This window comes from Streptomyces sp. NPDC059248, from assembly GCF_042753905.1.
Lineage (GTDB): Bacteria > Actinomycetota > Actinomycetes > Streptomycetales > Streptomycetaceae > Streptomyces.
This window is the reverse complement of the sequence record NZ_JBHYZV010000002.1, coordinates 159,900-186,537: the sequence shown is the minus strand read 5'-3', so window position 1 is coordinate 186,537 and position 26,638 is coordinate 159,900. Positions and strand designations below refer to the sequence as shown.

Sequence of the window (26,638 nt, the reverse complement as noted above, 5' to 3'; positions counted from 1 at the left end):
GGGGCGGGGTGTTCGGTGGTGGCGGGTGGCGGTGGATTATGCGTCGCATTGTGGTCATGTGGAGGTGGTGGAGGAGGGGTTGTTGCGGGTGTTGGAAGGGGTTGTGGGGCGGAGTGGTGGTGTTGGTGGTGTGGGGTTTTATTCGACGGTGACGGGTGGGTTGTTGGATGGTGGTGAGTTGTCGGGGGGTTATTGGTATCGGAATGTGCGGGAGCGGGTTCGGTTTGATGAGGCGGTGGGTGCGGTGTTGGGGGAGGGGGGTGCGGTTCATTTTGTTGAGGTGTCGTGTCATCCGGTGTTGGTGGAGGGTGTGGTGTCGGTTGCTGAGGGGTTGGGTGTGGGTGGGTTGGTGGGTGTGTCGGGTTCGTTGCGTCGGGGTGATGGGGGTGCTGAGCGGTTTGTGTTGTCGTTGGGTGAGGCGTTTGTGGGTGGGGTGGGGGTTGATTGGGGTGCGGTGTTGGGTCGGGACGAGAGGGGTGTGGGTCGGGTGGAGTTGCCGACGTATGCCTTCGACCGCAAGCGCTACTGGATAGGGAACAAGGCCCAGCGGCAGGACGCGCCCGGCCTCGGCCTCGGCACCGCGGACCATGGACTGCTGGGCGCCGTCGTCCACCCCGCCGGCGGCGACGAGGCCATCCTCACCGGACGGATCGCCGCCCGGACCCATCCCCGCCTCGTCGACCGGCGGACCGAAGGGCCCGCACGGGTCCGCGACGCCGTCCTGGTGGACCTCGCGCTCCGGGCCGGGGACGAGTTCGGCTGCGCCACCGTCGCCGAACTGACCGTCACGTCCCCCCTGACGCTCCCCGCCCACGGCGGTCTCCAACTCCAGGTGAGGGTCGGACCGCCCGACGCCGGAGGACATCGCCCGGTGACCGTCGCCGCGCGCACCGACGCCGTCGACACCGAATGGACCGAACACGCCCGCGGCCTGCTCACGACCGCCGGGGCCGCGCCGGGACCCGGCCTCGTCCCATGGCCGCCGCCCGGTGCCGAAGCCGTCGATGTCCCCCCGCCGCCCGGCGACGGCACCCCGGGCCTGCCGGAGCCCGCCGAGATCACGGCAGTCTGGCGCCGCGACGACACCGTGTGGGCCGAGATCCTCCTGACGGAGACCGCCAGGGCCGACGCCGACCGGTTCGGGCTCCACCCGGCGCTCCTCGACACGGCCATCGGCCTGGCCGCCGCCCCGTCCGACGGGACCGCCCCCCGGTCCGCGACCCGCTGGGAGCGGGTACAGCTCCACGCCACCGGCGCCACCGCGATCCGCGTGGAGGTCACCGGCGCCGACGGCGTCCACACCGTCCGCGCCGCCGACCGCACCGGCCGGCCCGTCGCGAGCGCCGACGCCGTCACCCTCGCCCCCCTGGACGCCGAAGGACTGAGCACAGCCGCCGCCCGCGCCCACGACGCCCTGTTCCGGATCGACTGGACCCCCGTCGCCCTGCCGGACGCCGCCCCCCTGAGGTGGGGCGTCCTGCCCGGCGACACAGGCCCGCGCCTCCCCGGCGCCGAAGCCCTCGGCGACGTACCGTCGGCGGCCGAAGGCGCGGGGCGGCTGGACGCCGTACTGACCGCGTACCGGACACCACCCGGCGGCGGATCGCCCGACGAGACGCACCGCGCGACGGCCGGGACGCTGGAGACCGTACGGGAGTGGCTCGCCGACGACCGGCTCGCGGACACCCGGCTCATGGCGGTCACCCACGGCGCCGTACCGGCCGGGGACGGCCGGGTCACCGACCCCGGCGCCGCCGCCCTCTGGGGACTCCTGCGCTCCGCCCAGTCCGAGGCACCCGGCCGGATCCAGCTCGTCGACCTCGACGACGCCCCCGAGTCCGCGGCCGCCCTGGCGGCGGTTGTCGCCTCCGGCGAACCCCAGACCGCGATCCGGTCGGGGCACGCGACCGTACCCCGGCTGCGCCGTACCCCACCGCCCGCGCCCTCGGCGGCCACCGGCCCCGGCTGGGACCCCGACGGCACCGTACTGATCACCGGCGGTACCGGATCCCTGGGCTCCCTCGTCGCCCGCCACCTCGCCGGGAAACACGGCGTCTCCCGGCTGCTGCTGCTCAGTAGGCGCGGCCCCGAAGCGCCCGGCGCCGCCGCCCTCAAGGCCGAACTGGCCGCGCTGGGCGCCGAAGCCGACATCGTCGCCTGCGACGCCGCCGACCGCGACGCCCTGGCCCGGCTGCTGGCGGAGCTGCCCGCCGACCGTCCCCTGACGGCCGTCGTCCACACCGCCGGTGTCCTCGACGACGCGATGATCCCCGACCAGAGCGCCGAACGGCTGCGGACCGTGCTGCGCCCCAAGGCGGACGCGGCGTGGAACCTGCACGACCTCACCCGGGACCACGACCTCTCGGCGTTCGTCCTGTTCTCCTCCGTCGCCGGCGTCATCGGCGGCGTGGGCCAGGCCAACTACGCCGCCGCCAACGCCTACCTCGACGGTCTCGCCGCCCACCGCGCGGCCATCGGCCTCCCCGCCACCTCGATCGCCTGGGGAGTGTGGGAGCAGGAGGCCGGGATGACCGGGCATCTGAGCGACGCCGATCTGAACCGGCTCTCCCGCGGTGGATTCCGGCCCGTCCCGCAGGACCGGGGCGTCGCCCTGCTGGACGCCGCCCTCGCCCTCCGTACCCCCGTCCTGGTCGCCACCCCCATCGACGTCGGCACCCTCCGGGAACGCCCGGCACAGCTCCCGGTCGTCCTCACCGGCCTGGTACGGACCCCGGTCCGCGACACCGCCCGCAATATCGACAACGGCTTCGACTCCCTCGGCGGACGGCTCGGCCAACTGGCCGAGCCCGAGCAGCGGAGCCTCGTCCTCGGACTCGTCAGGGCCGAGGCGGCGGCCGTACTCGGCCATACCGACACCGCCGGGATCGGCCCCGACCAGCCCTTCCCGGCCCTCGGCTTCGACTCCCTGACCTCCATCGAGCTGCGCAACCGGCTGAGCGCGACGACGGGCCGCCGTCTCCCCGCCACCGTCGTCTTCGACCGGCCGACGCCCTCGGGCCTCGCCGACTACCTCCGTACGGTCCTCGTCGACGCCGGATCCGACGAGGCGCCCGCCGCGTCCCGGCGGACCGTCGACTTCGCCGCGGAGATCGGCCTCCCCGACGACGTGGTCCCGGCGGCGGAGATCCGTACCGCGGCCGCCGACCCCGACGAGGTCCTCGTCACCGGCGCCACCGGATTCCTCGGCGCCTTCCTGCTCCGCGATCTGATGCGCACCACCCGCGCCACCGTCCATGTCCTGGTACGCGGCCGGGACGAGGCCGACGCCCGGGACCGGCTGCGCCGCAACCTCGACTGGTACCGGCTCACCGGCGATATCGACGAGACCCGGCTGAAGGTGGTGACCGGCGATCTCGCCCAGCCCCGGCTGGGCCTCGGCGAAGCCGCCTTCGACGCCCTCGCGCACCGCGTCGACGCCGTCTACCACGCGGCGGCGCAGGTCAACTGGCTCTATCCGTACGAGGAGCTGAAGGCGTCCAACGTCACCGGCACCACCGAACTGCTGCGGCTCGCCGCCCGCCACCGGACCGTACCCCTCCACTACGTCTCGACCGTCGGTGTCTTCCGCCCCTCCGACACCGGTACGCCCCGGAGGACCGGCGATCCCACCGGGCCCGGCGCCGAACTGCCCACCGGCTATGTGCAGAGCAAGTGGGTCGCCGAGCGGAACATCGCGATCGCCCGGGAACGCGGACTGCCGGTCTCCGTCTACCGGGTCGACGTGGTCTGCGGCGACCAGGTCAACGGCGCCTGCCAGACCAGCGACTTCGTCTGGCTCAGCCTCAAGGGGCTCATCCAGGCCGGAGCCGTACCGGAAGGGCTGGGCGGCCGGCTCGGCCTCGTCCCCGTCGACTACGTCACCGGCGCCCTCCTCGCGCTCTCCCGGCGGGAGGCCGCGGCCGGCGGGACCTTCCACCTCGCCAACCCGCAGGACACCGGCTTCGCCGAATGCGTCGAGCATCTGCGGTCCTTCGGCTACCGCTTCGAGACGCTCGACCGGGACGCCTGGTCCGAGCGGGTGCGGGGGGACCGGGACAACGCGATGCTCCCCCTCTTCGGCGCCTTCGAACTGATGGCACACGACGAAGCGCCCGGAACCCGCCTCGACGTCACCGACACCGAGGCGGCGCTGGCGGGCACCGGCGTCGAATGCCCGCCGGTGGCCAAGGAACTCTTCGCCCTCTACACCGACTTCTTCACCGAGGCCGGCTACTTCCCGGCCCCGCCGATCGCCGCCGGTACCACCACCGACACCGCACCCATCACCGTCACCGACAGGGAGAACTGATGCCCGCGCACTCCCTCACCGGCGCACCGGCCGCGGCGGGTACGACACCGGACGCCCGCTGGCTCCGCCGGCTGACCCCGCCGGGACGGGCCCCCGCCGTCCGGCTGATCTGCTTCCCCCACGCGGGCGGCGCCGCGGGCGCCTTCGCCCCGCTGGCCCGCGCCCTGGACCCGTCGGTCGACGCGCTCGGGGTGCAGTACCCGGGACGGCAGGACCGCCGGCACGAGACGCCCCTGGACATCCCCGGACTCGCCGACCGGATCGCCGACGCCCTCACGGACGACGCCTTCACGGACGATGCCCCGGCGCACTCCGCCGGCGGGCCCTACGCCTTCTTCGGGCACAGCATGGGCGCCCTGGTCGCCTTCGAGACCGCCGCCCGCCTGCGGGACCGGCCCGGCACCGGACCCGTACACCTCTTCCTGTCCGGGCGGCTCGCCCCCGGTCTCGGACCCGTCCCCGCCGACCGGCTGGAGGGCGACGACGCCCTCGTGGCCCGGGTCCTGGAACTCGGCGGCGTCAGCGGGGAGATCCTCGCCGACCCGGAGCTGAAGGAGCTGGTCCTGGTCCCGCTGCGGGCCGACTACCGGGCCCTGCGGTCCTACGCCTGGGCGGGCGGCCCGCCGCTCGACCTGCCCTGCACCGTACTGACCGGTGACGCGGACCCGCTGGTACCCGTCGGGGACGCGGCGGCCTGGGCCCGGCACACCACCGGCCCCACCGCCCTGCGCGTCTTCCCCGGCGGGCACTTCTACCTCGCCGACCGGGCGGCCGACGTCGCCCGCGCCGTGACCGCGGACCTCGCCGGGGCGCCGGACCCGGCCCCGGATACGGACTCCGACAACGCCGCCGCCGACACCACCGACACCACCGTCACCGCCCGCCCGCAGGACCCCGCCACCCGACCCCGACCGAGGACGTGAAGATGACGGAGCAGCTGGAGCGCGTCCGGGAGTTCGCCGCCGCGGAACTCCCCGGTGCCCACGCATCCCTCGATACGCTCGCCGAGATGCCCCTGCCCCTGTACGGGAGGTTCGGCGACGCCGGTCTCGCGAACTGGTGGATCCCCGAGGCGCACGGCGGCCTCGGCCTCGGCCTCGCCGAGAGCGTCGAGATCGTCAACGAACTCGCCTACCACGACGCCGGAGTCGCCTTCACGCTCTTCATCTCCGTTCTCGGCAGCAGCATGGTGGAGCTGTACGGCACACCGGAGCTGAAGGAGCGCCTGCTGCCGCCCCTGGCGAAGCGGGGGACGTTCTGCGCCACGCTCGGGAGCGAGGAACGCGCGGGCAGCGAACTGGGGAAGTCGGAGACCACGATCGCCCGTGAGGGCGGCGAACTGGTCGTCACCGGCGAGAAGTACTTCTCCACCAACTCCGCCTTCGCGGACTTCCTCGTCGTCATCGGCGTCTCCGCGACCGACCCGACGGACCCCCAGGCCGTCGTCGTCCCCCGGGACACCCCCGGCGTCACGATCGACAAGCGGTGGGACGTCATCGGCCTCAGGTCGTCCGGCACCTACCGGGTGAGCCTCGACCACTGTCGCGTACCCGAGGAGAACCGGCTCAAGGGCTCCGGACTGCGCCTGCTGGAGATCGGCCTCAACGCCAGCCGGATCCTGATCGCCACCACCGCCGTCGGCATCGCCCGCCGGATGCGCGATCTGTGCATGGAGTACGCCAAGAGCAAGCCGTTCCGGGACTCCACCCTCCTCGCCGGTCCCGTCTTCGCGGCCAAGCTGGGCCAGATGGAGATGCAGATCGCGGTGATGAAGAACCAGTGCGAGGCCGCGGCCCGCGAATACGACGCGATCATGTCCCGCCCCGACGCGGCCGGGGTCTTCACCCGGCTGGGAACACTGAAGTCGGCCGTGGCGGCGAAGATGTTCTGCGGCCAGACCGGCTGGGAGATCGCCGGAGTCGCCTCCCAGATGTTCGGCGGACTCGGCTACACCCACGAGTCGCCGATCGGCAAACTCGTCCGCGACATGCGCCATGTCTCGATCATCGAGGGCGGCGACGACGTCCTGCGGGACCTGGTCTTCAGCCGGTACGTGGTGCCGGTGGCCCGCCGCACCTGACCGGCGTACGGCGAGGGGGCGGACCGGACGGTCCGCCTCCTCGCCCTCCTGCGGAGCGCCGCCCGCGCCGTTCCGCCGGTGGCGGAACACCGGCCGTACCGGGCTCGGCGATGCCTACAGTCCCGTCCCATGACGATGATCACGACGATGGCGACACGTACCGTCGACTACCCCGCCGACGGTCTGACGATGACCGGGCACCTCGCGCTCCCGGCCGGTGCCGGCCGCCGGCCCGCGGTACTGCTCGGACCGGAAGGCACCGGGCTCAGCGACGTCGAACGCCGACGTGCCGACGCTCTCGCCGAGCTGGGATACGTGGCACTGGCCTTCGACCTCCACGGCGGACGCTACTTGGGCGACCCCGAGGAGATGCTGGCCCGCTGTCTGCCACTGCTCGCCGACCCCGACCGGATGCGGGGCATCGGCCATGCGGCGCTCGACGTGCTGCGCGCCGAACCGCGGACCGACCCCGACCGGATCGCCGCCGTCGGCTACGGCACCGGAGGCGCCGTAGCGCTGGAACTCGGCCGCGACGGCGTCGACCTCCGCGCCATCGGGACGGTCAACGCGGTGACCACGGGCCGGCCGGGCGAGGCCGCGCGAATCCGCTGCCCGGTATGGGCGGGGGTCGGATCGGAGGACCCGATCATGCCGCCCGCGCAACGGGACGCGTTCACCGCCGAGATGCGGGCCGCAGGCGTCGACTGGCGCCTCACGGTCTACGGCGGCGCCCTGCACGCCTTCCACCACCCGCCGGTCGACCACCCCGTGGTCCCCGGCGTCGGGTACCACCCGCGGCACGCGCGGCGGGCCTGGCGCGACATCGTCGATCTGCTCGCCGAATGCCTGCCCCTGCCGGAGGATCCGGGGGCGTGATCCGGGCAGGTCCGCCGACCCGAGCGGGATGTCCGCCCGGCGTCGACGCGGTCGTACGGTACGGCCCCGGGCCCGTCGGGCACCGGGGCCGTACCGCGTCCGTCCGTCAGGAGAACAGCCCCTGCTCGTCCCGGTCGCGCAGGATCGCGCAGATACCGCGCAGCCCCGCCTCCAGCTGGTCGATCTCCGCGTCGCTCACATCGACCGACGGGGCGAACCGCAGGGTGTCCACGGCGCTCGCCGTCGGCAGCGCCCGGATCCGGTGCCTGCGCAGCAGCCAGCCGGAGACGAGATAGCCGAGGACACCGTCCCGGGCCAGCGCCGCGATCAGCTCGGACGGGCTGTCGGACTGGTCGCGGAGCTCGAACCCCAGCATCAGCCCGCGCCCGCGGACATCGGCGACCACCTCGGGGAAGTCGCCCTGGACGGCGCGCAGCATCGCCGTGATGCGCTCGCCGCGCTCCGCGGCCCGCCGGTAGGCCCGTCCGTCGTCCTCCTCCAGCAGGTCGAGCACCTTCAGCGCCACGGCGCTCGACAGCCCGTCCTTGGCGAAGGTGGAGCTGTGGACCAGCTCGAACTCCTTGCGGTAGCGCGCCTCCCGCACCAGCATGACGGAGCTCTTGGTGAGCCCGCCGCCCAGGCTCTTGGAGAAGACGTAGTAGTCGCCGCGGAGGCCGATCGCCGCACTGGCGAGGAAGGCCCCCGTACGACCCAGGCCGGTCTGGATCTCGTCGACGACGATCGGACAGTCCACGTCCGCCGCGATCCGCTGGAGCTCCGCCGCGGTCTCCGCCCCCAGGGCCCTGATCCCGCCCTCGCCCTGGATCGGCTCCACCAGGAACGCGCAGAACACCGGGAAGTCCCGGGCCTCCACCTCGACCCGGCCGTCCCGCAGGACGACGTCCCACAGCCGGGCCCGCTCCTTCTCCACGGTCTTCGCCAGCGCCTCGGGCCGGTCGAACGGGACGAAGACGGCCTGGGCCGCCAGCGCCGAGAAGGCGGTACGGAAGCCCGCGTTATGGGTGAGCTGGACGCTGCCGACCAGCTTTCCGTGGAAGGAGCCCTCCAGGGCGACGAAAACCGGCGGCCGGGCCGCCGTCCGCGCGTTCTGCCGGGAGACCGCGGCCACCAGTCCTTCGAAACCGTCCTCGCCGGCCGACGGCACCACACCCAGCGCCGCGTACGCCGCGTCCGGTACGGTCGCCTCCCCGGCGCGGACCGCTTCCCCCGCCTCCTCGATATGCGTCTCGATCTCCCGGACCAGCGCCGCCGCCCGCAGGGACCGGTCGAACTCGGCGTGTTTGACGGCCGCCTCGACGGCCTCGGCACCGGTACTCGCGAAGGTCGCGAAATACGGTTCGGTGACTCCGGCGTCGCGCCGCAGGATCTCATTCAGCCGCCGGGCCACTTGATGGGCCGTCGAATGCCGGGAGAACTGCGCGTAGACCGGTGTTCCGGCGTCGAGGGCCGCCCTCAGCGCTCCGACGATCCGCGGATGGTTGTGCCCGAAGATCAGGGAGCCGTAGCCGCCCGCGAAATCGACGACCGGGACCTCGGTGCCGTCGCCGTCGCGGAAGTAGAGGGTGTTCCCGTCGGCCCGGACGTACTCCACGTCCAGACCCGCCGTGGCCAGCATCTCGCCGAGATGAGGTTCGGTGAGGTCGATATCAGGGGACACTGCGCTCATTGCGGCCCTCCGCTATTCTGAACATCGGTCAGATCACTTTTCAGGCACCCTACGGACGGCCAGTCACGCACCGGTAACCCCGGATTTCCCCGGCGTCGGACGGCCAGTTATCCGCCGGTGGTCGGACGATGACACGGGCTGCGTAGCTTTCCCTCCTCAGGCGCATATTCGCGCCCGCGCGCACAGGAGGAGCTGGTGGCAGCATGGAATTCCACGGGGAACGGCACGCGATCGTCCTGGGCGCCGGGATCGCGGGGCTGCTGGCCGCCCGGGTCCTGACGGACTTCTACGGCCGGGTCACCGTCGTCGACCGCGACCCGCTGGACGGGCCGCCGGCCGAACGGCGGGGCGTCCCCCAGGGCGGCCACTCCCACGACGCCCTGGCCCGGGGCCACCAGATCATGGAGGAGCTGTTCCCGGGGCTGGCCGGCGAACTCGTCGCGGCGGGCGCGCCCCGCGGGGACATCGCGCGGGACGCCCGCTGGATCCTCGGCGGCAGCCCCCTGAGCCGCGCCGACTCCGGACTCGCCACCGTCACCTGTACCCGGCCGTTCCGGGAGGGCCACATCAGACGGCGGCTGGCCGCCCTTCCCGGGGTCACCCTGCGCGGGGAGACCGCCGTCGTCAGGCCCGCCGTCGACCCGGGGCGGCAGGCGGTGACCGGTGTGGTGGTGCTGCGGGACGGGGCGGAGGAGACCCTCGCGGCGGATCTGGTCGTGGACGCCACGGGACGCGGCTCCCGAACCCCCGTCTGGCTGGAGGAGCTGGGCCTGCCCCGGGTCGACGAGGACCGGCACAAGATCGACATCGGCTATGTCACCTGTTTCTACCGCACCCCGCCCGAGGCGTTCGGCGGCGATATCTCCATCAACACGGTGGCATCGCCCGAGGTGCCGCGCGGCGCGAGCTGCGCCCGGGTGGAGGGCGACCGGACGATCGTCACCGCCTACGGTGTCCTCGGCGACCATCCGCCCACCGACCACGAGGGCTTCCTCGACTTCGTGAAGTCCCTCCAGGCGCCCGACGCCCATCAGGTGCTCCAGGACTCCGAGCCGCTGACCGAGCCGCGGCGCTACCGCTTCCCCACCAATGTCCGGCGGCGCTACGAGCGGCTCGCGAGCTTCCCCGCGGGGCTGCTGGTCATCGGTGACGCCGTGGCGAGCTTCAACCCCCGCTACGGGCAGGGCATGACGGTCGCGGCCCTCGAAGCGCTCGTCCTGCGCGGGCACCTGGCCGCCGCCGGAGCCCCGGACGGGCCGCGGTTCTTCCAGGAGCTGGCCGACCGGGTGATCGACGACGTCTGGGATATGACGATCATCAGCGACCTCAGCATCCCCGGGGTCGAGGGGGAGCGCACCCCCGAGGTGCTCCAGGCGCTGGAGCTGGTGGGCCGGGCCCAGGTCGCCGCCGCCCACGACAGCGGTGTGGCCCTGGCCTGTCTGCGCGTCTTCGGCCTGGTCGACCCCGTCACGGCGCTGCTGGAGCCCGCCGTACTGGAGCGGGTCGGCGAGGTCCTGGCGGCGGCCGGACGACCACCCGGCCACTGACGGGCGGCCGGCGGTCGGCGGGCGCTCCGGCCCGCAGGCCGCCGACGGCGTCCGCCCGGGCCGACGTGCGGCCCGCGTCCGGCGATGGTGCCGTGCGCGGGCCCGTCGTCGTCCGTCGCGGGATCAGTGGTGGAGGCCCTTCTTCCCCGGGGTCCAGAACGGCTTGACGGTGACCTGGGTGCGATCCCAGCCCCGTTCCCGTACCAGGTAGCTGCGAATGGCCTGGCCGGTCTTCGCCTCACCCGCGATATAGGCCACCCCGGGGTGGTCGGGCAGTTCGAGGGCGGCGACCGCGTCGAGCAGCGTCCGCGAGCTCACCGCCGACGCGCCCCGGCGATGGGCGCGGCGCAGCGTGTGCGGGCCGGGGACGGGCACCTCGTCCTCCGGCGTCTCGCTCTCCAGCACCCCGTACACCCGCTCGTCGGGGCCGAGTCCGCGGAGCAGCGGGCCGAAGGCCGCCGCCGCCGTCTCGTCCCCGGCGAAGAGGTGGTACGGAGCGCCGGGCCGCAGCACGAGATCGCCCAGGGGACCCCAGAAGGGGACCGTGTCCCCCTTCTTGACGTCGTGCAGCCAGCGCAGGCCGATGCCGTCGCCCTCGTACAGATGGCCGCGGATCTCGAAGGTCACGGTCCCGGGGTCGTAGTCCCAGATCGAGTAGGTTCGCAGGGTCTCGCCCGGCCGGAAGATGCCGTACAGGGACAGCGGGTCGTTGATCTCGATCCGGAAGTGCTGACCGGGGGTGAAGGTCATGTCCTCCAGCCGGTCACAGGTGATGCGCACCCTCTTGAGGGTCGGAGTGACCAGCTCGGCATCGGTGACCACCCCGTCCTTCCGGTTCTTGGCGAAGCGGTCCAGGGGGTTGAGCGTGCGGCGAGCGGGCTGCGCCGGACTGTTCGGCATATGCCTTCCTCCTCGGTTACGGGACCGGACCTCGGCCGATCGCGACGCGCGTAAAGGGGGTTGTACGAGGCCCCGCCGGGACGGCGGCCCGTCCGGACCGTGCCGGCGGCATTGGCCTCTCCGGTAATGTAAGTTACAGTGACGTAAGCTTTAATGCATAACGTTAGTGACAATCTCTAACTAAGCATAGATGGTCTACCGTGTCAATGGACGTGAGGTGAGCGACGGAATGACTCCACAAGCGCAAGCGACAGGCCGGGTGGCGCGGCGTCGGCAGGCGACTCTGGCGGAAATCCGTGCGACCGCCCGGCGGCTGTTGAACAAGGGCGGCCCGCCCGCCGTCACCATCAACGCGGTCGCCCGCGAGATGGGGATGAGCGGACCGGCCGTCTACCGTTATTACGCCAGCCACGACGAGCTGGTCGAGGCCGTCATCGCCGATTTCTACGACGAGTTGACGGAGACCATCGTCGCGGCCCGGGACGCCCAGCCCGCCGACTCGCACGGTGCCCGGCTGCTCGCCACCTGCCGCGCCATGAGGGCCTGGGCCACCACCCACTCGGCGGAGTTCACCTGGATGTTCGCGAGCCCGGCCCCGCCCTTCGACGAGCGGGGCGACGACTCGCCGAGGCGCCGTTCCGGACAGCGGTTCGAGCGGGTGTTCTTCGACCAGACCGTGGACGTCTGGGCGGTGGCCCCCTTCCCCGTCCCGGGCCCCGGGGAGCTCCCGGACGCCCTGCGCGAGCAGCTCGCCGTCTACTCGTCGGAGACCGGCGGCCTGCTGCCCCCCGAGGCGATGCATGTCTTCCTGTCCGGCTGGATCAAGCTCTACGGGCTGCTCTGCATGGAGGTGCTGCGCCAGCTGGACTTCGCCCGGATCGACCTCGAACCGGTCTTCGAGGAGTGTCTGCGCGATCTGTGCGCCACGCACGGCCTGGAGTACGAGCCGCCCGCGGCCGGCGGCTGAGCCGTCCGCGGTCTCCGGGGTCGCGGCGCGGGGGAGTCGGCACGGCGCGAGGACGTGTTGACAGGGTCTCGGGCGGATGATTTGCTAGGGGGTGTAACAGACCCTAGACATCGAAACGCTCGCGAGAGTTCATCGCATCGGTCGTTTCCGGCGGAGGGCAGGGACGCGACGCGTCCTCGTTCCCTCTTCCCGCGAGGGCTCCCTCACCCCCTGGGGGCCCTCGCGGGATCGTTCAGGGCTCGAATCCCCGGTATGGATCCGGGCCCGCCGACGACCGTGCGCCCCGCGCCGCGTCGCCGTGCCCGGCCCCGTGCCCCGGCCCGGTCCGCGGGCCCGGCACCCCGATGACCCCGTACGGCCGACCGGCCGGAGCGTCGTATCCCGCGGGCCGAGAGGACCTCACCATGACGTTGTGGGCGAACGAACCGGTGGAACGGATGGACCAGCCCTACGGCCGGCGCTGGTGGGCGCTGGGCGTGCTGTGTCTGAGTCTGCTCCTGGCCGTGATGGCCAATACCTCGTTGACCGTGGCCGCGCCCGACATGATCGGCGACCTGGGGCTCTCCAACACGGACCTGCAATGGGTGATCGACGGATACACCGTGCCCTACGCCGCGTTGATGCTGGTCCTGGGGGCGGTGGGGGACAAGTACAGCAGGCGCGGCGCGCTCGTCGCCGGACTGCTGATCTTCGGCGCCGGAGCGGTCGCCGGCACCCTCAGCGACACCTCGGCCGGGGTGGTCGCGGCCCGGGCCGTGATGGGCACCGGCGCCGCGATGATCATGCCCGCGACCCTGTCCCTGCTGGCCGCCACCTTCCCGCGCGGTGAACGGGTCAAGGCCATCATCCTGTGGAGCGCCACCGCCGGGGTCGCCATCGCGCTCGGCCCGCTCGTCGCCGGCGTCCTGCTGAAGCACTACGGCTGGGCCTCCGCCTTCGCCATGAACATCCCGGTCGTCGCCCTGACGATCCTCGGCGCCTTCCTCCTCGTCCCGCCCTCCAAGGCCGCGGACTACGGGCGGATCGACACCGTGGGCGGAGTGCTCTCCGTGGTCTGGATCGGCGCGCTGGTCTACGTCATCATCCAGGCGGCGCACCTCGGCTGGAGCAGTCCCGAGGTCGTCGTGGCCACCGTCGTCGCCGTCGTCGGCGCCGTGCTGTTCGTCGTCCGGGAGCTGCGCCACCCGCAGCCGGTGCTGAACGTCCGGCTGTTCAGGCGGCGCCGCTTCACCGGCGCCAACCTGGCCGTGGTGCTCTTCTTCGTCGCGGTCTTCGGCGCCTTCTACTTCCTCACCCAGCACCTCCAGTTCGTCCTGGGCTTCACCCCGCTGGAGACCGGCGTCCGGATGCTTCCGCTGGCCCTCGCGGTCTTCGTCGGCTCCGCCCTCACCGGCGTCCTCACCCCCCGGCTCGGTATGCGGGTCACCGTCACCGCGGGCATGGTCGGCGGAACCGCGGCGCTCATCCTCTTCGCCCAGGTGGACGGCTCCTCCGGCTACGGCGACCTGGTCCTCCCCCTGGTCCTGCTCGGCCTCGCCAACGGCCTCGCCCTGTCGCCCTGCACCGAGGCGATCATGGGCGAGTTCCCCGAATCCGAGCTGGGCATCGGCGGCGCGGTCAACGACACCTCCTTGGAGCTGGGCGGCTCCCTCGGGATCGCCCTGCTCGGCGCGGTCCTGGCCGACTCGTACGCCGCCAATCTGCGGGACGCGGTCGGCGACCGGGCCCCGGCCGAGGCGCTGAACGCCGCGGAGGACTCCGTCGGCGCCGGACTCGCGGTCGCCGCGGAGACCGCCGAGCGGGCCGGTCCCGAAGCGGCGCGGGAGATGCTGTCCGCCGTGACCGACTCCTTCGCCGACGCCGTGGCCCGTACCGGCCTCGTCGGCGCCGTGATCCTCGGGGCCGGCACCGTCCTGGTGGCCCTGGTACTGCCGAGCCGGAAGCGGAAGGCGCCCACCCCCGAGGCGCCCGCCGAGCAGCCGCGGCAGACCGTGTCCGCCCGGCGCTGACCCCGGGCCGCAGGGCTCCCCTCCCGCCCCGGCGACGGGGCCGGGGGAGCCCACGCGGTCTGTCCGGCACCACGACGGCTCCCCTACAGTGCGTGATGACGCGCCGTCGAACAGGAGCCGCCCCGTGGCCGGTACCACCAGCCCCGAAACCCCCGCCGTCCGCCGGATCCCCGAACTGGACGCCCGGACCGTGGCCGGCTGGCGGGCCGCGGAAGGCCCGCTCGTCGACCTCTTCGCCCTGGCCCGTGAGCGGCTGGGCGGGGTCGCCGCGATCCCCCTGGGGCCGCGCCCCACCGTCCTGGTCACCGCCCCCGACGCCGTACAGCAGGTACTAGCCCTGCGGCCCGACCTGTATGTGAAGCGCTCCCACCGGGCCCGGCTGCTGATCGGCGACGGGGTACTCGCCGCCACCGGCGAGGCCTGGCGACGGCAACGACGGCTGCTGCAGTCCCAGTTCACCGGTCGGGGCATGCGGCGGTACGAGGCACGGATCGACGCCGCCGCGGCGGCCGCCGCCGCGCGCTGGGCCGCGTACGCCCGGAACGGCGACGAGATCGACATCGGCGGCGAGCTGCGCCGCTTCGCCCTGGACACCATCTGGCGGTCCCTGACCGGGCACCCCGTCGACGACGCGACGGTACGCGAACTGGGCGCCCTGGCCACCGTGGCCGCCGCGCTGCCCGGACTGCCCGCCGACGGCGTCGCCGCCCAGGAGGCCGTCGGCGCCGAACTGGCCCGGATCGACGCCGTGGTCCGGCTGGCCGTCGCCGCCGCCCGCGACGACGGCCCCGGACCCGAGGGGCCCGGGCTGCTCCATGTCCTGCTGGAGGCGGGTGACACCCGGCCCGAGTACACCGACCGGCTGATCCGCGACGAACTGGTCACCCTGCTCGTCGCCGGACACGAGACCACCGCCTCCACCCTCACCTGGCTCTATCTCCTGCTGGACCGTCATCCGGCGGCCCGGGAACGGGCGCTCGCCGCGGGACCCGAGGGGTCGCCCGAGCGGCACCTGGCCGTCCGGGCGATCGTCCAGGAGACCCTGCGGTTCTACCCGTCGGCCTGGATCCTGCCCCGGCACGCGGCGCGGGACGACGTCCTCACCGGCTACACCGTCGAGGCCGGCACGGATCTGCTGGTCTGCCCCTATCTGACACACCGGGACCCCGGGCTCTGGGCGGAGCCCGAGCGGTTCGAGCCCGAGCGCTTCCTCACCCCCGGACGGCGGCCCGCCCATCCCGGGAGCTATCTCCCCTTCGGGATCGGCCCCCGGGCCTGCCTCGGGCTGCAATTCGCGCTCCGGGAGTCGACCGCCCTGCTGGAACGGCTGCTGCCCGCCCATGTGCCGCGGTTCCGGACCGTTCCTTCGGGCGCCGATTACGGCATCACGGTCCGCCCCGACGGGCCGACTCCGGCCACGCTGGAGTAATCCCCCGGCCACTCCGGGTCGCTCGTGAGTTCGAATATTGCCGATCATGGTCAATGGCCCGGCAAACGTACACGGGCGCGAATTCACCGGTTCGAGGGAGGAACGCGCCGCTCAATGGCTCAAGGGGCGGGGCAGTGCATACGGTTCTCACGGATCCGGGGGGATTTTCCGGATACCGCATCATCTCATCTCCGACGCCCGACTGACGTGCGCGTATACCGAGCGCTGCCCTCTTGAAGGAGACTTCTGCCCGATGACCGTGGACACCAGCCCGGAGCCGCAGCCCGAGGCGCGCCCGCAGAGCGCTCTCAGCACCGCGGCGGCCCGCAATCTCGCCACCACCACCAAGTCCCGCCCGCAGATGCAGGAGATCACCTCCCGCTGGCTGCTCAGGATGCTGCCGTGGGTCGAGGTCGCCGGTGGCGCCTACCGGGTGAACCGGCGGCTGACGTACACCGTCGGCGACGGCCGGATCGAGTTCGTCCAGGACGGGGCCTCGGTTCGGGTGATCCCCCGCGAACTGGGTGAACTGTCGCTGCTGCGCGGCTTCGACGACGACGACGTCCTCGCCGCCCTGGCCGGCCGCTGCGCACAGCGCGACTTCCAGCCGGGTGACGTACTGGTGGAGCGGGGCACGCCCGCCGAGCAGATCCATCTGGTCGCGCACGGCCGGATCGACCAGATCTCGGTGGGCCCCTACGGCGACGAGACCGTGACCAAGGTCGTGGCCGACGGCGACCGGTTCGGCCAGGAAGCACTGGTCGACGAGGACGCGGTCTGGGAGTACACCGCCGTCGCCCGCACCTCGGGCACCCTGCTCACCCTGTCCCGGGCCGACTTCGCCGGCGTGGTGGCCGGATCGCCGTCCCTCCAGACGCATATCCAGGAGTTCGGCGCGCTGCCCGAGCAGGCCCAGAACCGGCTGGGCGAGGCCGAGATCGCCCTCTCGGCCGGCCACACCGGCGAGTTCGAACTGCCCGGCGCCTTCGTGGACTACGAGCTCAAGCCCCGTGAGTACGAACTCTCCCTCGCACAGACCGTGCTGAAGGTCCACACCCGGGTCGCCGACCTCTACAACGAGCCGATGAACCAGACCGAGCAGCAGCTCAGGCTGACCATCGAGGCGCTGCGGGAGCGCCAGGAGTACGAGCTGGTCAACAACCGCGAGTTCGGGCTGCTGCACAACGCCGCCTTCAACCAGCGGATCCAGCCCCAGTCGGGCGCGCCGACCCCCGACGACCTGGACGAGCTGATCAGCCGCCGCCGCGGCTCCAAGTTCTTCATCGCCCACCCCCGGGCCATCGCCGCGATCGGCCGCGAGTTCAACGCCCGCGGTCTCTACCCGGACCATGTCGACGTCGGCGGCCAGAGCGTGCCCGCCTGGCGCGGTGTGCCGATCCTGCCGTGCAACAAGATCCCCATCACCAAGGAGAACACCACCTCCATCCTGGTGATGCGCACCGGCGAGGACAACCAGGGCGTCATCGGGCTCAACCAGACCGGTCTGCCCGACGAGTTCGAGCCCGGGGTATCGGTGCGCTTCATGGGCATCGACGAGAAGGCGATCATCTCCTACCTCGTCACCACCTACTACTCCGCCGCCGTCCTGGTCCCCGACGCCCTCGGCGTGCTGGAGAACGTGCAGATCGCCCGTACCAGCGGCTGAGCGGGCCCACGCGGACGGCGCACTCCGCACGGGGGAGTCCCGCCGGTGGAACGCGTGCCCGGAAGAGACCCCCTCACCCAAGGAGTAGTGGTGCGCTCATGAGCACCGACGCGCTGAAACGGATCCTGGGCGGCCCGACCGGCCTCGGTACCGCCGGTCTCTACCCGGGACGGCCCGCGGAACCGGCCGGGGCGGCGGAACCGGCCGGGGCCGCCGGGCCGCCGCCGGGCCGCCCGGCGGCGGGCAGCCCGGTCCCGGGCCTGTACCACCATCCGGTGGTGTACGACACCGGCCGGGCGGCCGAGGTCGACCGCCGGATCAAGGAATGGGCCATCGACGAGATCCGGCTCTACCCGCCGGAGTGGGAGGCGCAGTTCGAGGGCTTCGCGGTCGGCAGGTACATGGCCGCCTGCCACCCCGACGCCGTCGACGTCGACCGGCTGATGGTCGCGGCCCGGCTGATGGTGGCCGAGAACGCGGTCGACGACTGCTACTGCGAGGACCACGGCGGCTCGCCCGTCGGCCTCGGCGGACGGCTGCTGCTCGCCCATACGGCACTCGACCCGCTCCACACCGCCGAGGAGTACCGGCTCCCGTGGGAGGAGTCGCTGGAGTCCGACGCCCCCCGCCGGGCGTACCGCTCCGCCATGGGCCATCTGCTGGAGGTCGCGACCCCCTCCCAGGCGGACCGGTTCCGGCACGACATGGCCCGGCTCCATCTGGGCTATCTCGCCGAAGGCGCCTGGGACCACACCGACTACGTACCGGAGGTGTGGGAGTACCTGGCGATGCGCCAGTTCAACAACTTCCGCCCCTGCCCCACCATCACCGACACCGTCGGCGGCTATGAACTCCCCGCCGATCTGCACGCGCTGCCGGCGACCCAGCGGGTCATCGCGCTGGCGGGCAACGCCACCACGATCGTCAACGACCTCTACTCGTACACCAAGGAACTCGACAGCCCCGGACGGCATATGAACCTGCCCGTGGTGCTCGCCGAACGCGAGGGCCTCGCCGAGCGGGACGCGTATCTGAAGGCCGTCGGGATCCACAACGAACTGATGCACACCTTCGAGGCCGAAGCCGCGGCCCTGGCCGTCGCCTGCCCCGTGCCCACCCTGATCCGCTTTCTGCGCGGTGTGGCCGTCTGGGTCGACGGCAACCACCACTGGCACCAGACCAATACCTACCGCTACAGCCTGCCCGACTTCTGGTAAGGCCCGACCACAGGTAAGGAAGGATCCGTCCTTGACCACTTTTGACCTCGGCGCCGCCCCCGACGCCGTCACCATCCCGTCCCCGGCGACGCCCTACCAGGGCGACATCGCCCGCTACTGGGACCACGAGGCGAGGCCGGTGAATCTGCGCCTCGGAGATGTCGACGGCCTCTACCACCACCACTACGGCATCGGGGACGTCGACCGGTCCGCGCTCGGAGACCCCGGCGCGCCCGACCGCGAGGAGCGGCTGATCGCCGAACTGCACCGGCTGGAGTCGGCGCAGACCGAAGTGCTCCTCGATCACCTGGGGCCGATCCAGGCGGAGGACATACTGGTCGACGCCGGCTGCGGACGCGGTGGCTCCATGGTGATGGCGCACCAGCGCTTCGGATGCGAGGTGGAGGGCGTCACCCTCTCGGTGAAGCAGGCCGACTTCGCCAACGGGCGGGCCCGGGAACTGGGTATCGACAAGTCCGTCCGCGCCCAGGTCTGCAATATGCTCCGGATGCCCTTCGCCTCCGGAACGGCGCGGGCGTCCTGGAACAACGAGTCCAGTATGTACGTCGACCTCCACGACCTGTTCGCCGAGCACTCCCGCGTCCTCGCGGTCGGCGGCCGGTACGTCACCATCACCGGCTGCTGGAACCCGATCTACGGCCAGCCGTCGAAATGGGTCTCCCAGATCAACGCGCACTTCGAGTGCAACATCCACTCCCGGCGGGAGTACATGCGCGCCCTGGCCGACAACCGGCTGGTCCCGCAGACCGTGATCGATTTGACCCCCGCGACCCTCCCCTACTGGGAGCTGCGGGCCACATCGTCCCTGGTCACAGGCATCGAGGAGGCGTTTATCGAGTCCTACAAGGACGGCTCCTTCCAGTATCTGCTGATCGCGGCGGACCGGGTCTGACCCGAAGGCCCCGGCGGACACCCGGCCCGCCCCCGCATCCCGCGGGGGCGGGCCGGAACCGAAGGTGACGTTCCGCTCACCCGGCACCCCTTGAATCATGGCCGGATCAGGTGGTTAGCATATGAGCGCCACCTAGCTCGAAAGAGATTCGACTGTGACTGTCACCGAGGATTCGTTCACCAACTGGAAGAACCGTGAGGAGATCGCCGAGTCGATGATCCCGATCATCGGGAAGCTGCAGCGCGAGCGGGACGTCACCGTCCTGCTGCACAGCCGCTCCCTGGTGAACAAGTCGGTCGTCAGCATCCTCAAGACCCACAGGTTCGCCCGTCAGATCGCGGGCGACGAGCTCTCGGTCACCGAGACCATGCCGTTCCTCCAGGCCCTCACGACGCTCGACCTCGGCCCCTCCCAGATCGACCTGGGCATGCTCGCCGCCACCTACAAGACCGACGACCGCGGTCTCTCGGTGGCCGAGTTCACCGCCGACGCCGTCGCCGGCGCCACCGGGGCGAACAAGATCGACCGCCGTGAGCCGCGCGATGTCGTCCTCTACGGCTTCGGCCGCATCGGCCGGCTCGTCGCCCGGCTCCTGATCGAGAAGGCCGGCTCCGGCAACGGGCTGCGGCTGCGCGCCGTCGTCGTCCGCCGCAACGCGGGCCAGGACCTCGTCAAGCGCGCCTCCCTGCTGCGCCGTGACTCCATCCACGGCCAGTTCCAGGGCACGATCACCGTCGACGAGGCGAACGAGACCATCGTCGCCAACGGCAACGAGATCAAGGTGATCTACTCCGACGACCCGGCCGAGGTCGATTACACGGAGTACGGGATCAAGGACGCCATCCTGATCGACAACACTGGGCGGTGGCGGGACCGCGAGGGCCTGTCGAAGCATCTGCGCCCCGGGATCGCCAAGGTCGTCCTCACCGCCCCGGCCAAGGGCGATGTGCCCAATGTCGTCCACGGCGTCAACCACGACATGATCAAGCCGGACGAGCGGATCCTGTCCTGCGCCTCCTGCACCACCAACGCGATCGTCCCGCCGCTGAAGGCGATGGCCGACGAGTACGGGGTGCTCCGCGGCCATGTCGAGACGGTCCACTCCTTCACCAACGACCAGAACCTCCTGGACAACTACCACAAGTCCGACCGGCGGGGCCGCTCCGCGCCGCTCAATATGGTGATCACCGAGACCGGCGCGGCCTCCGCCGTCGCCAAGGCGCTGCCCGATCTGAAGGCCCGGATCACCGGCAGCTCCATCCGCGTCCCGGTGCCGAACGTCTCGATCGCCATCCTCAGCCTGCGGCTGGAGCGCGAGACCACCCGCGAGGAGGTCCTCGACTACCTCCGCGAGGTCTCCCTCACCTCGCCGCTGAAGCGCCAGATCGACTTCACCACCGCGCCCGACGCGGTCTCCAGCGACTTCATCGGCTCGCGCCACGCCTCGATCATCGACGCGGGCGCCACCAAGGTCGAGGGCGACGACGCGATCCTCTACCTCTGGTACGACAACGAGTTCGGCTACTCCTGCCAGGTCATCCGGGTCGTCCAGTACGTCTCCGGGGTCGAGTACCCGACCTTCCCCGCACCGGTGGCCTGACCGGTCCGCCCGGCCGCCCCGTACCGCGGCCGGAAGATCATGACGGTGGGGCCGTCCCCGAGCGCGAGCGCGCCGGGGACGGCCCCATCGTCGTACGGGCCCGTCCCGCCGCCGCGACCGCGGCGGCGGGTCAGTGCTGTGCCGGGCGGGCTGTCGGTCTCGGTGCCGGGCGTCGTGCCGGGCCCGGCGCCGGGACGGCCCGACCGGCCCGCCGGGGCGGCCGGTCCCGGGCGGGCAGTGCCGCCGTCGCCGCAGGCTCCAGCCACGACAGCACCGCGGTCAGGACCCGCATCGTCCGGGCCAGGTCCTCCCCGTCCACGATCCGCTCGATCTCCCGCTGGAGGCCGGAGATCACCGCGAACACCTCGCCCTCCAGATCCCGGCCCGCGTCGGTGAGGGTGATCACCTGCCGCCGGCCGTCGGTGGGATCCGGATAGCGGCTGACCAGGCCCGCCCGCTCCAGATCGCCGATGAGCAGCGTTCCCGACGGCCGGGCCAGCGCCAGCGATGTCACGAAGTCGTGCTGGAGCATCCGGCCGTCGGGGGTGCGCCAGAGCCGCACCAGCGCGGCGGCCTGGGCGTAGGTGACGCCGAGCGGCCGCAGCGCCGTGGAGAGGCGGTCCTGGATGAGTCGGGAGGTCAGCGTCAGCAGCCCGCTGAGATGGTTCTCCGAGCCGAGAAACGCTCCGGTGCGGTCGTCCACCCGACTCAGGCTACCTTTTTCCTCGCCCGCCAACTGGCGGACTGGCTGTGCCGTTCCACCAGGACGACGTCCTCGCAGTCCAGCTCGGTCAGCAGCCGCGGATGGTCGGTCCTGGAGTAGTCCAGCATGAACGGTTCGACATTGTTGCGGACCATGCCCTCGCGCTGCCGCCAGTCGCGCTCGTTCTCCGGGATCGCCCAGTCGAAGAAGCCGAGGAAGCCGCCGGGGGCGCAGACCCGGACCATCTCCGAGACCGTCCGCCGGATCTGGTAGCCGGGCATCTCGTGCAGCAGATGGGACTCGTGGACCACGTCGAAGGAGCCGTCGTCGAAGGCCGACAGATCCCCCGCGTCCATGTGATAGAAGCTGACGTTCCGGATGCCCAGTTCATCGGCGCGGCGCCTGGCCCACCGCAGTACCGACGGCGACAGATCGACCCCGATCACCTCCGCGTCGGGGAAGACCTGCGCGTAGACGAAGGCCGTCGCCCCGGTCCCCGCGCCCACTTCGAGGATCCGCCGGGGCCGTACCCCGCGGTCGAGAACCTGGCTCTCCACCCACCACCGGATCTGCTCCCGCTTGCCGAGGGGGAAGTCCTCGGCCATGCGCTCCAGCCGGTAGCCCATGGAGGGGTGCATCCAGTGCAGCCCCTTCATATGGTGCACGGGATTGGCGATGTAGTACGCGGGGAAGTCCGCGGGCCGCCGCTGCCCGGGGGCGAGCAGATCGGAGAGGTCGCCGGGCCCGGTGGCCTTCGGCGCCCGGTACATCTCCCAGCGGATCAGCGCCCGGGAGATCTTCGGATGCTTCCTGGCCAGCCGCAGCGACAGCAGGGTGGGGCGCCAGCCCTCCGGCAGCGGCGGCCGGCTCCTGGTGGGCGCCTGCGGCGTGCCGGGCGGGTTCACGAGGTCAGCCATCGCTCGCCTCCGGGTCGGGGACGTACGTCGGATCGTCCGGGTAGCGGGGGGTGTCGGGGTCGGTGAGGTTCTGCTCCGTCACGCACCGCTCGTTGGGCGCCTGGATCTTGATGATGTTGTGGTCGGGGTCGAGGAGGGTGAGGAGCTTCCCGTACTGCCCGTTGAACTCGGGGGTGAAGTAGGGGACGTCCATGGCGCGCAGATGGGCCCGGACCGCGTCGAGGTCGTCGACCTGGTAGGTGACGGAGACCGGGGTGTCCCAGACGTCGGCGGGCCGGTCCTTGGGCACGCCCCGGCCGGTGATCTCCACCCGGCGGTTGTCGGGACCGACCAGGACGGCCATCCGGAAGGGCCGGTTCGGTACCCGGATGGGGATGTCGAACTCCAGCTTGAAGCCGAGCACATTGCGGTACCAGCGGACCGCGCGCGGCTGGTCGGTGGAGCGAATGGTGATCATGCTGGTGCGCCAGAGCACCGGCGGATCGCCCTGTACCGGTTCGCGGGTCAGCCAGGCGGGCGTCGTCGTATCGCCGGGCGGGGGGTCCGTGGCGACCCCGGCTCCGGTCCCGACCCCGGCCCCGGTCATGTCCGTGCCGCCCGCGCCTGGGCGGCCGCCGCCTTGAGCGTGGCCTCCGGGCCGAACCAGTCGGCGGCCAGCGGGGTGAGGACGCGGTCGAAGAACGCGTCCCGTTCCGTCCGCCACTCGGCCGCCGCCTCGTCGGGGATCACATACGACTCCGCGGCCCCGGCCGGGAGTGTGCCGTTCTCCGTCAGCAGCCGCTCCAGGACCCGGATCCGGTCCCGCTGGACGTAGATCTCGCCCGCCAGGGCCAGGATCGTGCCGAGGAGTCTGTCGACGGCGGGGTCCTCGAAGAAGACCATCTGGCCGTCCCGGACGCGTGCGGGGTTCTTCATATCGGCTTCCTTCCCGTGACCAGGCGCCAGCCGCCGGCCCGGGCCCGGCGGGGGTCCGGGGGAGCGGCGGAGCCGTACGCCTTCTTGTCCCCGTGCCGGAACGCGTCCACGACGGTCGTGGTGACCTCCGTATAGCCCGCGTCGACGAGGGGCTTCTCCAGATCGGCCCTGAAGAAGTCGGACATAAACGGCTCATTGTTGATGTGGGCGTGCCAATCCATCATGAACAGGCCGTAGGTGGTGGGCAGTTCGCCCGCGGTGTAGACGGCGAAGGCACCGCCCGGCTCCAGCAGCCGGTAGCTCTCGCGGACGATCGCCGCGATCTGCTCGGCGGGCATCTCGTGGAAGATCATGGTCGAGGTGACGAGCTGGCAGGAGCCGCCCTCGATCCCGGTGTCGGCCGCGTCCTTCTGGACGAAGCTGATCGGCAGCCCCCGGTCCCGGGCCTTGAGATCGGCCCACTTCAGGAAGGGCGCGGCCAGGTCGACCCCGATCACCTCGGCCCCGGGGAAGGTCTCGGCGAGCCCGAACGTACCGTCGCCGGTCCCGCAGCCCAGATCGACCACCCGCCGGTAGTCGCCGCGCGGCAGGGCCTCCGTCTTGGCCCGGTGGATGGAGCCGACGTTCTCCAGTCCCGCGAAGTGGATCCGGGTACCGAAGTCGTAGACCGGACCGTCGAGGTCGTCCTGCCAGTAACCGCCCTTCTCCAGGTGGTAGTCGGTATCGGCGTAGTACGCGGGCATCGGCAGCGCCGGGTCGAGATCGGGCCCCTCCGCCTCGGCCATCCGCGCCGTCAGCTCGTCCCGGCGCGCCTCGATATAGGCATGGGTGCCGTACGGCCCGTACTTCATCAGCAGCTGGGTGTGGCGCTGGAGGTACATGAAGCAGCGGAAGAGCGCGGAGTCCTCGATGACGTCGCCGATCTCGGAGGTCTCCACGGGCTCGCGGCCGTGGGCGGCGGTCCAGTCGGCGGTGCGGGCGTCGAAGAGGTCGAGCAGCGGGTGGTGGAGTTTGGCCCAGCCGATGCGGAGCCCGAGATAGAAGTCGAGATAGGCCCGTTCGGTGCCCGTGACGGGCTCGTCGTTCAGTCCCAGCATGGGGATCCTTTCGCGGGAGGGTGCGGACGGGGATACGGATGTACGGGCGGGGGCGCGGCGGCCGGCAGGGGCGGTGGCGGCACCGGCCGGCCGGCGGTACGGGAGGTACGGGTCAGCCGCCGATCCGGACGCCCCGCAGATTGAGGCGGCCGAGGGTCAGGGCCCGCTCGTCGATCCCGGAGACCTCGGAGCGGGTGGCGATCAGCAGCTCGGGATAGACGGGCGGCAGCTCGACGGCGTCCTCGGCCAGGGCGCGGTTGAGCCGGGCGGCGATCGCGTCCCGTTCGGCGGGGGTCGCGGCGCCGAAGAGCCGGACGAACTCCCGGTCGTAGCCGGGGTCGCGATAGCCGGGGTTCTGCCGGGACGCGGACCGGTAGACGGTGAACTGGGAGAGCGGCATGACCCCGCCGACCAGGCCGTACTCCTGGACGGTGAGGGACATGTCGTAGTCCCGGACCAGCCAGCGGCGGTTCCAGTTGGCCGGGTCGGCGACGTCGAGGCCCACCTTCAGCCCGATCCGGCCCCAGTTCTCCGCCAGGACCTGGGCGATGTCCCGGGCCGCGCCGCTGGTCGACACCATGATCCGGAAGTCGGTGCCGCCCGATACGCCGGAGCGGGCGAGCAGCTCCCGGGCGCGTTCGAGGTCGGGCCGGGCCGGATAGGGCCGGTAGTCCGGTTCGTACCCGGTGACTCCCGGTCCCAGCGGCCCCTGCGCGATCCGGCCCCGGCTGTGGAAGACCGCCTCCCGTACGCCCTCGCGGTCCATGGCGTGGGCCAGGGCGCGCCGGAAGTCGGCCCGGTCGAAGGGGCGCCGGGTCATATTCATCATGGCCCGCACCCCGCCGGTGCCCTGGACCGCGTGCAGCCGGAGGGAGTCGTCGCGGCGGACGCCCTCGACATCGACGGGCTGGACCCCGGTGGCGATATGGATCCGGCCCTCGCGCAGATTGACCAGCCGGGTCGACGGGTCGGGGACCGAGGTCATCTCGATCGCCCGGAGGGCGGGCTTCGGCCCCCAGTAGCCGTCGAAACGGACCAGCCGCATGGACTGCCCGGTGACGACCTTGTCGATCCGGAACGGTCCGGTGCCCATCAGTTCGGCCTTTTCGGCCATGAAGTCCCGGTGGCTGACCGGGATCCGGGCGAGCTGGTCGGGGAGGATCCCGTACGGCATGCGCAGCTCGATCCGTACCGTCGTGGGATCGACCGCGACGGCGCGGGAGAACCAGGGCGACAGCAGGGACAGGAACTGGCTCTTGCCCCGGCTGCCGGGGATGAAGTTCAGTCCGGCCGCGACATGGTCGGCGGTCAGCTCGTCACCGTTGTGGAAACGCACGCCCGGCCGCAGCCGGACGGTCCACGCGACCCCGCCGGGGCCGGCCTGCGGGAGCGCCGCGGCGAGCTGCGGCACCAGCTTCCCGGCGCTGTCGTGGGTGTACAGGGCGTCGGTGGCGGATTCGGTGACCCAGCGGACGTTCTGCGAGTTCGAGTACAGCGGAGCGTAGCCGACCGGGATCTCGAAGAGCCCCACGGACAGGGTGCCGGAGCCGGAGCCGGCCCCGCCGGCGTCGGGGTCCGTACAGGCGGCGACCGCGGCCCCGGCGGCGGCGGCCGAGGTCATCCGCAGCAGATCGCGGCGGGACGGACGGCGGAGGGCGGTGCGGGAGGAGGCGATGGATCTCCGGGGGGTGGACGGTGTCATGACGGGCTCCTTGCTCGGTTTCGGCGGCCGTCAGCGGGGCGGTTCACGGGGCTTGCCGGTGCTGGTACCGGTGCTGGTGGTGTCGGAGGGATAGGGGAGGGGCT

At 72.0% G+C, this 26,638-nt stretch carries 20 protein-coding genes and 1 pseudogene; 13 read left to right on the top strand and 8 right to left on the bottom strand.

The genetic code is table 11. The annotated features are described in order from the left end of the window. From ACFXG1_RS01820 to ACFXG1_RS01800, 5 genes and pseudogenes are all read left to right on the top strand, one after another. Window positions 1-424, top strand: a pseudogene (locus ACFXG1_RS01820) (acyltransferase domain-containing protein); the annotation flags it as partial. 63 nt (window positions 425-487) lie between these two features. Beyond that, window positions 488-4,309, top strand: coding sequence for a thioester reductase domain-containing protein (locus ACFXG1_RS01815; protein WP_384740274.1), 3,822 nt, complete (start codon window positions 488-490; stop codon window positions 4,307-4,309). Beyond that, window positions 4,309-5,232, top strand: coding sequence for a thioesterase II family protein (locus ACFXG1_RS01810; RefSeq protein WP_384718780.1), 924 nt, complete (start codon window positions 4,309-4,311; stop codon window positions 5,230-5,232). Before ACFXG1_RS01815 ends, ACFXG1_RS01810 begins: the two co-directional genes overlap by 1 nt. 2 nt (window positions 5,233-5,234) lie before the next feature. Beyond that, the gene (locus ACFXG1_RS01805; protein ID WP_384740253.1) at window positions 5,235-6,389 is read left to right on the top strand and encodes an acyl-CoA dehydrogenase family protein; all 1,155 of its coding nucleotides are present in this window, start codon (window positions 5,235-5,237) and stop codon (window positions 6,387-6,389) included. Between the two features lie 138 nt (window positions 6,390-6,527). Then, on the top strand, window positions 6,528-7,265 hold the full coding sequence (locus ACFXG1_RS01800; RefSeq protein ID WP_384740271.1) for a dienelactone hydrolase family protein: 738 nt from the start codon (window positions 6,528-6,530) through the stop codon (window positions 7,263-7,265). A gap of 106 nt (window positions 7,266-7,371) precedes the next feature. Here the strand turns inward: ACFXG1_RS01800 and ACFXG1_RS01795 are convergent, their stop codons facing one another. Continuing rightward, on the bottom strand, window positions 7,372-8,952 hold the full coding sequence (locus ACFXG1_RS01795; protein WP_384740249.1) for an aspartate aminotransferase family protein: 1,581 nt from the start codon (window positions 8,950-8,952) through the stop codon (window positions 7,372-7,374). A 203-nt stretch (window positions 8,953-9,155) separates the two neighbouring features. Between ACFXG1_RS01795 and ACFXG1_RS01790 the strand changes: the two genes are divergently transcribed. Then, complete coding sequence (locus tag ACFXG1_RS01790; RefSeq protein WP_384723018.1) at window positions 9,156-10,499, top strand: FAD-dependent oxidoreductase; 1,344 nt, start codon at window positions 9,156-9,158, stop codon at window positions 10,497-10,499. Window positions 10,500-10,622: 123 nt separating this feature from the next. On the opposite strand, the gene ACFXG1_RS01785 is transcribed toward ACFXG1_RS01790, so the two are convergent. After that, window positions 10,623-11,399 carry a siderophore-interacting protein gene (locus tag ACFXG1_RS01785; protein ID WP_384740246.1) on the bottom strand — a complete coding sequence of 259 codons (777 nt, stop codon included), beginning with the start codon at window positions 11,397-11,399 and terminating at the stop codon, window positions 10,623-10,625. A 229-nt stretch (window positions 11,400-11,628) separates the two neighbouring features. Here ACFXG1_RS01785 and ACFXG1_RS01780 point away from each other — a divergent pair, with 229 nt between their 5' ends. From ACFXG1_RS01780 to ACFXG1_RS01750, 7 genes are all read left to right on the top strand, one after another. After that, window positions 11,629-12,366: a TetR/AcrR family transcriptional regulator gene (locus tag ACFXG1_RS01780; RefSeq protein ID WP_384708336.1), complete on the top strand. Its 738-nt coding sequence runs from the start codon at window positions 11,629-11,631 to the stop codon at window positions 12,364-12,366. 404 nt (window positions 12,367-12,770) lie between these two features. Beyond that, window positions 12,771-14,375, top strand: coding sequence for an MFS transporter (locus ACFXG1_RS01775; protein WP_384708333.1), 1,605 nt, complete (start codon window positions 12,771-12,773; stop codon window positions 14,373-14,375). A gap of 124 nt (window positions 14,376-14,499) precedes the next feature. Next, on the top strand, window positions 14,500-15,804 hold the full coding sequence (locus tag ACFXG1_RS01770; protein ID WP_384708330.1) for a cytochrome P450: 1,305 nt from the start codon (window positions 14,500-14,502) through the stop codon (window positions 15,802-15,804). A gap of 253 nt (window positions 15,805-16,057) precedes the next feature. Continuing rightward, window positions 16,058-17,470 (top strand): family 2B encapsulin nanocompartment shell protein, encoded by a 1,413-nt coding sequence (locus ACFXG1_RS01765; protein ID WP_384708327.1) that lies wholly within the window; start codon window positions 16,058-16,060, stop codon window positions 17,468-17,470. Next, on the top strand, window positions 17,467-18,687 hold the full coding sequence (locus ACFXG1_RS01760) for a family 2 encapsulin nanocompartment cargo protein terpene cyclase (RefSeq protein WP_384740268.1): 1,221 nt from the start codon (window positions 17,467-17,469) through the stop codon (window positions 18,685-18,687). The genes ACFXG1_RS01765 and ACFXG1_RS01760 overlap by 4 nt, the downstream gene beginning before the upstream one ends. Window positions 18,688-18,718: 31 nt before the next feature. Continuing rightward, window positions 18,719-19,600, top strand: coding sequence for a geranyl diphosphate 2-C-methyltransferase (locus ACFXG1_RS01755; protein WP_384708324.1), 882 nt, complete (start codon window positions 18,719-18,721; stop codon window positions 19,598-19,600). A gap of 154 nt (window positions 19,601-19,754) precedes the next feature. After that, window positions 19,755-21,200, top strand: coding sequence for a glyceraldehyde-3-phosphate dehydrogenase (locus tag ACFXG1_RS01750; RefSeq protein WP_384740240.1), 1,446 nt, complete (start codon window positions 19,755-19,757; stop codon window positions 21,198-21,200). Between the two features lie 130 nt (window positions 21,201-21,330). Here the strand turns inward: ACFXG1_RS01750 and ACFXG1_RS01745 are convergent, their stop codons facing one another. The 6 genes from ACFXG1_RS01745 to ACFXG1_RS01720 all read right to left on the bottom strand — a co-directional run bounded on the left by ACFXG1_RS01745 (window position 21,331) and on the right by ACFXG1_RS01720 (window position 26,534). Next, window positions 21,331-21,903, bottom strand: coding sequence for a MarR family winged helix-turn-helix transcriptional regulator (locus tag ACFXG1_RS01745; RefSeq protein ID WP_384718680.1), 573 nt, complete (start codon window positions 21,901-21,903; stop codon window positions 21,331-21,333). Between the two features lie 5 nt (window positions 21,904-21,908). Next, the gene (locus tag ACFXG1_RS01740) at window positions 21,909-22,820 is read right to left on the bottom strand and encodes a class I SAM-dependent methyltransferase (RefSeq protein WP_384718682.1); all 912 of its coding nucleotides are present in this window, start codon (window positions 22,818-22,820) and stop codon (window positions 21,909-21,911) included. Then, window positions 22,813-23,406 carry a VOC family protein gene (locus ACFXG1_RS01735; protein WP_384718684.1) on the bottom strand — a complete coding sequence of 198 codons (594 nt, stop codon included), beginning with the start codon at window positions 23,404-23,406 and terminating at the stop codon, window positions 22,813-22,815. Before ACFXG1_RS01735 ends, ACFXG1_RS01740 begins: the two co-directional genes overlap by 8 nt. Further along, a complete protein-coding gene (locus ACFXG1_RS01730; RefSeq protein WP_384718686.1) occupies window positions 23,403-23,735 on the bottom strand; it encodes a hypothetical protein in 333 nt (110 codons plus the stop codon). The genes ACFXG1_RS01735 and ACFXG1_RS01730 overlap by 4 nt, the downstream gene beginning before the upstream one ends. Further along, window positions 23,732-24,832 carry a class I SAM-dependent methyltransferase gene (locus ACFXG1_RS01725; protein ID WP_384718688.1) on the bottom strand — a complete coding sequence of 367 codons (1,101 nt, stop codon included), beginning with the start codon at window positions 24,830-24,832 and terminating at the stop codon, window positions 23,732-23,734. The genes ACFXG1_RS01730 and ACFXG1_RS01725 overlap by 4 nt, the downstream gene beginning before the upstream one ends. A 112-nt stretch (window positions 24,833-24,944) precedes the next feature. Further along, window positions 24,945-26,534, bottom strand: coding sequence for an ABC transporter substrate-binding protein (locus tag ACFXG1_RS01720; RefSeq protein ID WP_384718690.1), 1,590 nt, complete (start codon window positions 26,532-26,534; stop codon window positions 24,945-24,947). Window positions 26,535-26,638: the final 104 nt, after the last annotated feature.